The organism is Paraburkholderia sp. (assembly GCF_028283785.1).
In the GTDB taxonomy this organism is placed as follows: domain Bacteria; phylum Pseudomonadota; class Gammaproteobacteria; order Burkholderiales; family Burkholderiaceae; genus Paraburkholderia.
This window is the reverse complement of record NZ_JAPWKB010000004.1, coordinates 189,527-198,642: the sequence shown is the minus strand read 5'-3', so window position 1 is coordinate 198,642 and position 9,116 is coordinate 189,527. Positions and strand designations below refer to the sequence as shown.

The following is a 9,116-nucleotide window of genomic DNA, read 5'->3' as shown; positions in this document are numbered from 1 at the left end:
GCGTATGCGTCGAATTGCGCACGCCCATCCGTCGACGCAAACCGAGCAGACGCGCGACTTGCGGCGCGAGCACGTCGATCGGCGCGAACGCGAGCCGCCGTGTCGTCAGTCCGCTTTCGATCTCCGCGTGGTTCTGCGCGGGCGCGATCTGCAAATGCGTAAAGATCTCCGCGCTGGTCACGCGGCCGGGATCGGTGGTGACGCCGTGCACGAGCACCGGCACGCCTTCGCGTGCGAGCAGCAATGCGAGCAGCGGCACCAGATTCGGTTGTTTGCGCGCGCCGTTGTAACTCGGAATCGACACCGGCCGATAGGCGCCGGGCTGCACCTGCACCGCTTCGAACGACGCATGCGCAGCCGCGAGCATCGCGGCCAGTTCGTCGGCGCTTTCGCCTTTCACGCGATACGCGAGCAGCACCGCGCCGAGTTCGAGATCGGACACGCGGCCGTCGAGCATCGCCGTGTACAGCGCATGCGTGTCTTCTGCCGACAGCGCACGTGCGCCGTTCGGACCGCGCCCGATCTCCTTGATGAAGCGGTTGCACGGAAACGGCGTGATGGCTGCGGAAGCGGATTCGTTCATCTGACTGGGGCGTCGTGTGGGCCGACGCGGTGTAATGAGTAAAGAGTAAAGGACGAGAAGATTTGCCTTCAGTATCGCATGCGGGCGCTGGCGTCGAGCAGCCTTACGGCCGGGCCACGCGTGCCTTACGTGCGGCTGTCCGCGTGTCCGGCTCGCGCCCGCTTGCGCGCGCCGGCGTTAAACTCGATGTTTTGCGGCCGGACGTTTCCGGCGGCATTCATCAGAAAACGGAGAACGGGATGAGTTACGTGTTTGCGCCGCCGCCAGTCGTCGCGGTGCCGGTCGTCGGGTCGAGCGAGACATTCGCGGTGCGTCGCATCTACTGCGTGGGCCGCAATTACGAAGCGCACGCGCGCGAGATGGGCCACGATCCGGATCGCGAGCCGCCGTTCTTCTTCGGCAAACCCGCCGACGCCGTGCTGTACGTCGCGCCGGGCGAAACCGGCGAATTCCCGTATCCGTCGCTGTCGAAAAACGTGCACTTCGAAATGGAACTGGTCGCGGCGATCGGCAAGGGCGGCAAGAACATTCCGGAAGACGCGGCGCTCGGCCACGTCTACGGCTACGCGCTCGGACTCGATATGACGCGTCGCGATCTGCAGGCCGAGGCGAAGAAGCTCGGTCGTCCGTGGGATACCGCGAAGGGCTTCGACCACTCCGCGCCGATCGGCCCGATCCATCCGGTCGGCTCCGGCGCCCATGTCGGTCAAGGCGCGATCTGGCTGAGTGTCAACGGCGAGGAAAAGCAGCGCTCGGACGTGTCGCAACTGATCTGGTCGGTCGCGGAAACGATCGCGTATCTGTCGACGCTGTTCGAACTGCAACCCGGCGACCTGATTTTCACCGGCACGCCGGAAGGTGTCGGCGCGGTCGTGAAGGGCGACGTGATGCAGGGCGGCGTGGACGGTCTGGGCGAACTGAACGTGCGCGTGATCTGACGCGTTACAGGCCGTTCAGGCTGTCTAACCGCGTTGCCGGTCAATCAGAAGATCACAGGAGGAGACGTCCTGCATGAAGCTTTATAGCTATTTCCGTAGTTCCGCGTCGTACCGCGTGCGCATTGCGCTGAACCTGAAGGGCTTGCCCTACGAGTACGTGCCGGTCCATCTGGTGCGCGATGGCGGCGAGCATCTGGCGCCGGCGTATCGTGCGCTGAATCAGGATGCGCTGCTGCCGACGCTGATCGTCGGTGACGATGTCGTGCAGCAGTCGCTGGCGATCATCGAGTATCTGGACGAAACGCATCCGGCGCCGCCGCTGCTGCCGTCCACGCCGGTCGAACGCGCTTACGTGCGCTCGGTCGCGCTGCAGGTGGCGTGCGAGATTCATCCGGTCGACAACCTGCGCGTGCTGAAGTATCTGAAGCGCACGCTCGGCGTCGACGATGCGGCGAAAGACGCGTGGTACCGGCATTGGATCGAAACGGGTTTTTCGACGCTCGAAGCGCATCTGGTCGCGGCGGGGCGCACGGGCACGTTCTGCTTTGGCGACACGCCGACCGTCGCGGATTTGTGTCTGATTCCGCAAGTGTTCAACGCGCATCGGTTCAACATCGATACGACGCGTTACCCGACCATCCACCGGATCAACGAGAACGCGTTGCAGCACGACGCGTTTGCGCGCGCAGCGCCTGGCGCGCAGCCGGATGCCGAGTGAGCGGTGCGGGTCATCGTCCGTGAGATGAATTCAAGCTGAAAAAAAGGGCGCCTCGAAGGGCGCCCTTTTTTGCGTCTGACCGCGTGTGCCGTCAGCGCGCTGATGTCGTCGATCCTGCTTAACCGAGCAACGCGTCGGAAAATTCTTCCGCGCTGAACGGCTGCAAGTCTTCGACCTTCTCGCCGACACCGATGAAGTACACCGGAATGGGCCGCTGGCGGGCGATCGCGGCCAGAATGCCGCCCTTCGCGGTGCCGTCGAGCTTGGTGACGATCAAGCCGGTGAGGCCGAGCGCGTCGTCGAATGCCTTCACTTGCGCGAGCGCGTTCTGGCCGGTATTCGCGTCGATCACGAGCAACACCTCGTGCGGCGCGCCGTCGAGCGCCTTGCCGATCACGCGCTTGACCTTGCGCAGTTCTTCCATCAGATGCAACTGGGTCGGCAGACGGCCGGCGGTGTCGGCCATCATCACGTCGATCTTGCGGGCCTTCGCCGCACCGACCGCGTCGAAAATCACCGCGGCCGGATCGCCGCTTTCCTGCGCGACGACCGTGACGTTGTTGCGCTCGCCCCAGATGGCCAGCTGCTCGCGCGCGGCGGCGCGGAAGGTGTCGCCGGCGGCCAGCAATACCGTTTGATCGAAGCTTTGCAGATGCTTGGCGAGCTTGCCGATGCTGGTGGTTTTGCCCGCACCGTTGACGCCCGCGATCATCATCACGAGCGGTTGCGCGCGACCCAGCATCAACGATTTTTCGAGCGGCTTCAGCAACGTGATGAGCTGAGCGCGCAGTGCGGCCTTGACCTGCTGCGGATCGGTCAGGCGTTCGGCGCGAACCGTTTCACGCAGCGTTTCGAGCAGAAATTCGGTCGCATCGACGCCCGCGTCGGACATCAGCAACGCGGTTTCCAGCTCTTCGTACAGGTCTTCGTCGATCTTCGTGCCGACGAAAATGCCCGTCAGGTTCGAACTGGTTTTCGACAGACCGGTCTTGAGGCGCGTCAGCCACGAGCGCTTCGCGGCGGCCTCGGCCTGCGGCGGCGGCACGATCTCGACCGCTTGCGGTGCGATCGCGGCGGTCACGGCGGGCGCGGCCGACACGGTCGGTGCGACGGGTGCGACGGGTGTGACGGCTGCGGCCGGAGCCGCAGCGAGCGGAGCGGGCGCTTCGACGGGCGCGTCTTCGGCCAGTTCGGCTTCGGGCGTGTCGAGTTGCGGATCATCGGGCGCCGTGTCGGACGTCTTCGAACCCTTGAATCGTTTGAAAAAACTGAACATGGTTTGACTGGGTGAGAGCGCGCGCCGTTGCCTTCAGCCGGTTGAGTCCGGCGGCTGCGGCAGGCAGCGTGGCAATGCGGGATGCACGGCGCTGGAAGCCGCACATTTTATCAGGCAACCCCGGAATCCCCCCGTCGGCCGTTCAGCCAGGTAGGGCGGCGCGTGGCCCTGTGGTAACGTTGGCGCTCAAACCGTTGCAATCACGCGCAACGGCAACCCGTTTCCTGTACGAATTTCTCGCTGAATCCTCGCATGACCCGTCCTTCATCCGCCCGCGCGTCAGGCGCATCGCCCGCACGTGGCAAACCGCACGCAATCCGTATCATCGGTGGTGACTGGAAGCGCACGCCGCTGCCGGTGCTCGATCTGGACGGCTTGCGTCCTACTCCGGACCGCGTCCGCGAGACGGTATTCAACTGGCTCGGCCAGCGGCTCGACGGTCAGCGCTGTCTGGATCTGTTTGCCGGAAGCGGCGCGTTGGGATTCGAAGCGGCGTCGCGCGGCGCGGCGCGCGTGGTGATGGTCGAACGCAACGCGCGCGCAGCGGAACAGTTGCGCGCAAATCAGGCGCGACTGGGCGCGAAATCGATCGAAATCGCGGAAGCCGATGCGTTGCGGCTTGCCGCGAGCCTCGCACCGGCGTCGTTCGAGGTCGTGTTCCTCGATCCGCCGTTCGACGGCGATCTGCTGGGTCGCGCGCTGGAACTGTCGGTGCCGCTGGTCGCGCCAGGCGGTTTCCTCTATGTCGAGGCCGCCGAACCGGTCGATGTCGCGCAAACGCCCGTGCTGGAAGGCTGGGCCGTGATCCGCCAAGGTAAGGCTGGCGCGGTTCACTATCATTTGCTGCAGCGCGAAAATGAGGAATAATGCGCGTTCCATAACAAGCGCCGGGCGGTTTCCGTCACGTGCGCGGTCGGCGGCAAAGCGCGTCTTCGCGGCGCGAGTTGACGTGCCCTTTGTCTGAAGAGAGGAGAACTCCCATGGTAGTCGCCGTGTATCCGGGCACCTTCGATCCGCTCACGCGCGGTCACGAAGACCTCGTGCGACGTGCATCCAGCATTTTCGACACGCTGGTGGTGGGCGTCGCGGACAGCCGTAACAAGAAGCCGTTTTTCTCGCTGAAGGAACGTCTGGATATCGCCCACGAAGTGCTGGGCCACTATCCGAACGTCCAGGTGATGAGCTTCAAGGGCTTGCTGAAAGACTTCGTGCGCAGCAACAACGCGCGGGTGATCGTGCGGGGCTTGCGGGCCGTGTCCGATTTCGAATACGAGTTCCAGATGGCCGGCATGAACCGCTATCTGCTGCCCGATGTCGAGACGATGTTCATGACACCGTCTGACCAGTATCAGTTCATCTCCGGCACGATCGTCCGGGAAATCGCGCAACTGGGCGGCGACGTCAGCAAGTTCGTGTTCCCGTCGGTGGAGAAGTGGCTGAAGGAGAAGGTCGCCGCATTGCCGCAGGACGGCTCGGCAGGCCAGCCGTAACCGGCGTAAACTAGGCGCCGGACGTAACGTTTGCCGGCCCGGCGCCGGCGGGAAGTGAGAGAAGTATGGCCTTGATGATTACCGACGAATGCATCAATTGCGACGTGTGCGAGCCCGAGTGCCCGAACGACGCGATTTCGATGGGCACGGAAATCTATGTGATCGACCCGCGCAAATGCACCGAATGCGTGGGCCATTTCGATGAGCCGCAGTGCATCCAGGTGTGCCCGGTCGAATGTATTCCGCGCGATCCCGAGCATCTGGAAACACCGGATGGGCTGATGGCGAAGTATCACGCGTTGCAGGCGTCGAAAGACGTCTGAACGCGTGCTGACCATTATGCTCAGGCGTTGAGCACGGCGCGCAACGCGTCGAGCAGCGTGTCGCATTCAGCGTCGGTGCCGACCGAAATACGCAGATACTGATCGATTCGCGGCGCCTTGAAATGGCGCACGAAAATCTCTTTTTCTCGCAGACGCGCGGCTACGGTCGCCGCGTCGTGCGCTTCGTGCCGGGCGAATACGAAATTCGCCGCCGACGGCACGACGTCGAAACCCACGGCCTCCAAACCGGCCGTCAACCGTTCCCGGCTCGCCACGACTCTCGCGCAGGTCTCGCGGAACCACACGTCATCCTGATACGACGCCGTCGCGGCGGCTTGCGCCAAGCGGTCGAGCGGATACGAATTGAAGCTGTCTTTCACGCGATTCAACGCGTCGATCAGCGCCGGATGTCCGAACGCGAAACCCACGCGCATGCCCGCCAGCGACCGTGATTTCGACACCGTGTGCACGACCAGCAGATTCGGATAGCGATCAATGAGCGAAATGGCCGATTCCGCGCCGAAATCCACATACGCCTCGTCGATTAAGACCACGGAATCCGGATTGCCCGACACCAGACGCTCGATTTCCGACAACGGCAAGGGACGGCCTGTCGGCGCGTTCGGATTGGGCAGCAGTACTGCGCCGTTCGGCGTCAGGTAGTCGTCGACGCGAATCGCGAGCGCGTCATCCACCGGCACAGTCCGGTATTCGACGTCGAAAAGTCGCGCGTAGGTCGGATAAAAGCTGTACGTGATGTCAGGAAAGAGCGCGGGTTTGTCGTGCTTCAGAAGCGCCTGAAACGTCAGCGCGAGCACTTCATCCGAGCCATTTCCGGCGAACACCTGCTCGCTGCGCAAGCCGTGAAAAGCGGCGACGGTCTCGCGCAACACGCGCGCGGTCGGATCCGGATAACGGCGCAGCGATTCCGCGTGGTCGCCGAGTTCGGCGCGGATCGCGTCGAGCACGCGCGGCGACGGCGGGTACGGATTCTCGTTGGTGTTCAGCTTCACCGGATGCGCGACGGCGGGCTGTTCGCCCGGCACATAAGGCGTCAAACGATGAACGATGTCGCTCCAGTAGCGGCTCAAACGGGCCTCCTGTTCGGCGTGAAGACGTAAAAAAGATAAAACGCGCTTACGGGTTGCGATGCAACTGCATCATCGCGCGTTCGAGTTCGCCTTTGACGATCATCGGCATCACCGCCAGCGAACGCTCGATCGACGCGTCGATCACGTCCTGTTCTTCCTTGCGCGGCGGCTTCAGCACGAAGTTCGCGACGTCCGGTTTCGCGCCGGCGCGAGCGCTTTCGGGAATCAGGTCGCGCGGATGACCGATGCCGATCCGCAGCCGCCAGTATTGTTGCGACGACAGATGCGCGGAGATGTCCTTCAGACCGTTGTGGCCGCCGCTTCCGCCGCCGAGCTTCAGCTTCACCGTGCCGGGCGACAGATCGAGTTCGTCATGCGCGACCAGAATCTGGTCCGGCAGGATCTTGAAGAATTGCGCCACCGCCACGACCGACTGGCCCGAGCGGTTCATGTAGGTCATCGGTTCCAGCAGATGCACTTCTTCGCCGTGAAGCCGCCCTTTTGCGTAGAAGCCGTGAAAGCGCCGCTCGTCGCGCAGCGTGGTGCCGGCGTCGCGCGCGAGTTGATCGATGAGCCAGAAGCCGGCGTTGTGACGGGTCGCGGTGTATTCGGCGCCCGGATTGCCGAGCCCGACGATCAGCTTGATCATGATGAATTCAGTGTGAGAGACAGGCTGCGGCGCGCCGCGTGGCCTTGAAGTGAATCGCTAAACTAACAAAAAACAGCCGAAAAAAAACCCGCCGGGGCGAACCGCGGCGGGTCATATCGTCCGTGATGTTGCAACGGATCGAGAGGAGAGCGCGCTTACGCGGCCGGCGTTTCGCCTTCGCCAGCAGCGGCTTCGTCAGCGACGGCGCCAGCCGGGATCGTTGCAGCAGCGATCACCGGGTTTTCAGCTTCAACGTGCGGAACCAGCGTGACGCCAGCCGGCAACGTGATGTCCTTGGCGTGCAGCGATTGACCAGCTTCGATCTTCGCCAGGTCGACTTCGAGGAATTCCGGCAGTGCCGACGGCAGGCACTCGACTTCGATTTCGTTGACGACGTGCGAGATCACAGCGCTCGACAGTTTCACTGCCGGGTTGTTTTCCTGGTTCATGAAGTGCAGCGGCACCTTGGTGTGCAGCTTCTTCGACGAGTCGACGCGTTGGAAGTCCACGTGCAGCACGAGCTGACGGAACGGGTGGTATTGCACGTCGCGCAGCAGAACCTGTTGCGACTTGCCTGCCACTTCCAGCTCGAGGATCGACGAGTGGAAAACTTCTTTCTTCAGCGCGTGCCAAAGTGCGTTGTGATCGAGCTCGATCAGTTGCGGTTCAGCACTTGCGCCATAAACGATTGCCGGCGTCTTGCCGGAAATACGCAGGCGGCGGCTCGCACCCGTACCTTGCAGACTACGCTCGAAAGCGACTACTTTCATGTTGAATCTCCATGCACTGCCCGCGACCAGGCAGTAAAAAAGCGGGGCCTTCACGCCATCAGGCAGAGGCCCCAGACTGGCGGCGCGAACCTTCGTCCGTTCGCGCCGATTGTGCAAAAGCGCGGCACCTTTCGGAACCGCGCCTTTTGCAAATACTTAACTTTCAGCGAAGAGCGACATCACCGAATCGCCGCGACGAATGCGCGAGAACGTTTCGGCGAGCAGGCCTGCGCTCGTCAGCGAGCGGATCTTCGAGCACGAACGGGCTTCTTCGCCGAGCGGAATGGTGTCCGTCACGACCAGTTCGTCGAGCGCCGATGCAGCGATCCGTGCGCCTGCGCCGCCGGACAGAACCGGGTGCGTGGCGTACGCGAAAACCTTGACTGCGCCACGCGCTTTCAGAACTTGCGCTGCCTTGCAGAGCGTGCCGGCGGTGTCGACCATGTCGTCCATGATCACGCAGGTACGGCCTTCGACTTCACCGATGATGTTCATCACTTCCGCGACGTTCGCTTTCGGACGACGCTTGTCGATGATGGCGAGATCGCAGTTCAGCTGCTTCGCTAGCGCACGGGCGCGGACCACACCGCCAACGTCCGGCGACACGACCAGCAGGTTCTCGTGATTCTGCTTGCGCAGATCGCCGAGCAGCACGGGCGTTGCATAGATGTTGTCGACGGGGATATCGAAGAAGCCTTGAATCTGGTCGGCGTGCAGATCCATGGTCAGGATCCGCTCGACGCCGGCGATTTCCAGCATGTTCGCCACGACCTTCGCCGAGATAGCGACGCGCGCCGAACGCGGGCGTCGATCTTGACGGGCATAGCCGAAATAGGGGATGGCAGCAGTGATCCGGCCAGCGGATGCGCGTTTGAGCGCATCGACCATGATCATCAGTTCCATCAGATTGTCATTGGCTGGCGCGCAGGTGGACTGGAGGACGAAGACGTCCTTGCCACGCACGTTTTCCTGAATTTCGACAGAGATTTCGCCGTCAGAAAAACGGCTCACCATTGCTTTGCCGAGGGGAATACCGAGGATTTTGACGACTTCCTGTGCAAGCGCGGGATTCGCGTTGCCAGTAAAAACCATCAGGCCGTCATGGCTGCTCATCATGCACCTGTTTCAGGCTGGGGGGCGAGAGGAAATGCGAGAAATTTTGGCAGGGGAGGAAGGACTCGAACCCTCGAATGCCGGAATCAAAATCCGGTGCCTTAACCAACTTGGCGACTCCCCTACACTAACTTTGAGCTTCACCGAACGTGTAGGACCGTTCGA

Annotated in this window: 11 protein-coding genes and 1 tRNA gene; 5 read left to right on the top strand and 7 right to left on the bottom strand. The window is 62.7% G+C overall.

Annotated features, from left to right (window positions below):
* A partial coding sequence (ybiB, locus tag PW947_RS04095; RefSeq protein ID WP_299629788.1) for a DNA-binding protein YbiB occupies positions 1 to 583 on the bottom strand: 583 nt, incomplete at its 3' end.
* A gap of 239 nt (positions 584 to 822) precedes the next feature.
* Between ybiB and PW947_RS04090 the strand changes: the two genes are divergently transcribed.
* A complete protein-coding gene (locus tag PW947_RS04090; RefSeq protein ID WP_299629787.1) occupies positions 823 to 1,521 on the top strand; it encodes a fumarylacetoacetate hydrolase family protein in 699 nt (232 codons plus the stop codon).
* 73 nt (positions 1,522 to 1,594) lie between these two features.
* Positions 1,595 to 2,239, top strand: coding sequence for a maleylacetoacetate isomerase (gene maiA / locus PW947_RS04085; RefSeq protein ID WP_299629786.1), 645 nt, complete (start codon positions 1,595 to 1,597; stop codon positions 2,237 to 2,239).
* Between the two features lie 118 nt (positions 2,240 to 2,357).
* Here the strand turns inward: maiA and ftsY are convergent, their stop codons facing one another.
* A complete protein-coding gene (gene ftsY, locus PW947_RS04080; RefSeq protein WP_299629785.1) occupies positions 2,358 to 3,515 on the bottom strand; it encodes a signal recognition particle-docking protein FtsY in 1,158 nt (385 codons plus the stop codon).
* A 252-nt stretch (positions 3,516 to 3,767) separates the two neighbouring features.
* On the opposite strand from ftsY, the gene rsmD reads away from it, so the two are divergent.
* From rsmD to PW947_RS04065, 3 genes are all read left to right on the top strand, one after another.
* A complete protein-coding gene (gene rsmD / locus PW947_RS04075; RefSeq protein WP_299629784.1) occupies positions 3,768 to 4,382 on the top strand; it encodes a 16S rRNA (guanine(966)-N(2))-methyltransferase RsmD in 615 nt (204 codons plus the stop codon).
* A 113-nt stretch (positions 4,383 to 4,495) separates the two neighbouring features.
* Complete coding sequence (gene coaD, locus PW947_RS04070) at positions 4,496 to 5,005, top strand: pantetheine-phosphate adenylyltransferase (protein WP_299629783.1); 510 nt, start codon at positions 4,496 to 4,498, stop codon at positions 5,003 to 5,005.
* 65 nt (positions 5,006 to 5,070) lie between these two features.
* Positions 5,071 to 5,328, top strand: a complete 258-nt coding sequence (locus PW947_RS04065; protein WP_299629782.1) for a YfhL family 4Fe-4S dicluster ferredoxin — start codon at positions 5,071 to 5,073, stop codon at positions 5,326 to 5,328.
* 20 nt (positions 5,329 to 5,348) lie between these two features.
* Here the strand turns inward: PW947_RS04065 and hisC are convergent, their stop codons facing one another.
* The 5 genes from hisC to PW947_RS04040 all read right to left on the bottom strand — a co-directional run bounded on the left by hisC (position 5,349) and on the right by PW947_RS04040 (position 9,075).
* Positions 5,349 to 6,419, bottom strand: a complete 1,071-nt coding sequence (hisC, locus tag PW947_RS04060; protein ID WP_299629781.1) for a histidinol-phosphate transaminase — start codon at positions 6,417 to 6,419, stop codon at positions 5,349 to 5,351.
* A 46-nt stretch (positions 6,420 to 6,465) separates the two neighbouring features.
* Complete coding sequence (pth, locus tag PW947_RS04055; protein WP_299629780.1) at positions 6,466 to 7,068, bottom strand: aminoacyl-tRNA hydrolase; 603 nt, start codon at positions 7,066 to 7,068, stop codon at positions 6,466 to 6,468.
* 155 nt (positions 7,069 to 7,223) lie between these two features.
* Positions 7,224 to 7,838: a 50S ribosomal protein L25/general stress protein Ctc gene (locus PW947_RS04050; RefSeq protein ID WP_299629801.1), complete on the bottom strand. Its 615-nt coding sequence runs from the start codon at positions 7,836 to 7,838 to the stop codon at positions 7,224 to 7,226.
* Between the two features lie 156 nt (positions 7,839 to 7,994).
* Positions 7,995 to 8,951, bottom strand: a complete 957-nt coding sequence (locus PW947_RS04045) for a ribose-phosphate pyrophosphokinase (RefSeq protein ID WP_299629800.1) — start codon at positions 8,949 to 8,951, stop codon at positions 7,995 to 7,997.
* A gap of 47 nt (positions 8,952 to 8,998) precedes the next feature.
* Positions 8,999 to 9,075 (bottom strand) — tRNA-Gln (locus tag PW947_RS04040).
* Positions 9,076 to 9,116 lie beyond the last annotated feature (41 nt).

What these genes read in the sequence shown, in the direction of transcription:
- PW947_RS04090 (WP_299629787.1), top strand. Translation starts at nt 823, where the DNA reads ATGAGTTACGTGTTTGCGCCGCCGCCAGTCGTCGCGGTGCCGGTCGTC.
- maiA (WP_299629786.1), top strand. Translation starts at nt 1,595, where the DNA reads ATGAAGCTTTATAGCTATTTCCGTAGTTCCGCGTCGTACCGCGTGCGC.
- coaD (WP_299629783.1), top strand. Translation starts at nt 4,496, where the DNA reads ATGGTAGTCGCCGTGTATCCGGGCACCTTCGATCCGCTCACGCGCGGT.
- rsmD (WP_299629784.1), top strand. Translation starts at nt 3,768, where the DNA reads ATGACCCGTCCTTCATCCGCCCGCGCGTCAGGCGCATCGCCCGCACGT.
- ftsY (WP_299629785.1), bottom strand. Translation starts at nt 3,515, where the DNA reads ATGTTCAGTTTTTTCAAACGATTCAAGGGTTCGAAGACGTCCGACACG.
- PW947_RS04050 (WP_299629801.1), bottom strand. Translation starts at nt 7,838, where the DNA reads ATGAAAGTAGTCGCTTTCGAGCGTAGTCTGCAAGGTACGGGTGCGAGC.
- pth (WP_299629780.1), bottom strand. Translation starts at nt 7,068, where the DNA reads ATGATCAAGCTGATCGTCGGGCTCGGCAATCCGGGCGCCGAATACACC.
- PW947_RS04045 (WP_299629800.1), bottom strand. Translation starts at nt 8,951, where the DNA reads ATGAGCAGCCATGACGGCCTGATGGTTTTTACTGGCAACGCGAATCCC.
- PW947_RS04065 (WP_299629782.1), top strand. Translation starts at nt 5,071, where the DNA reads ATGGCCTTGATGATTACCGACGAATGCATCAATTGCGACGTGTGCGAG.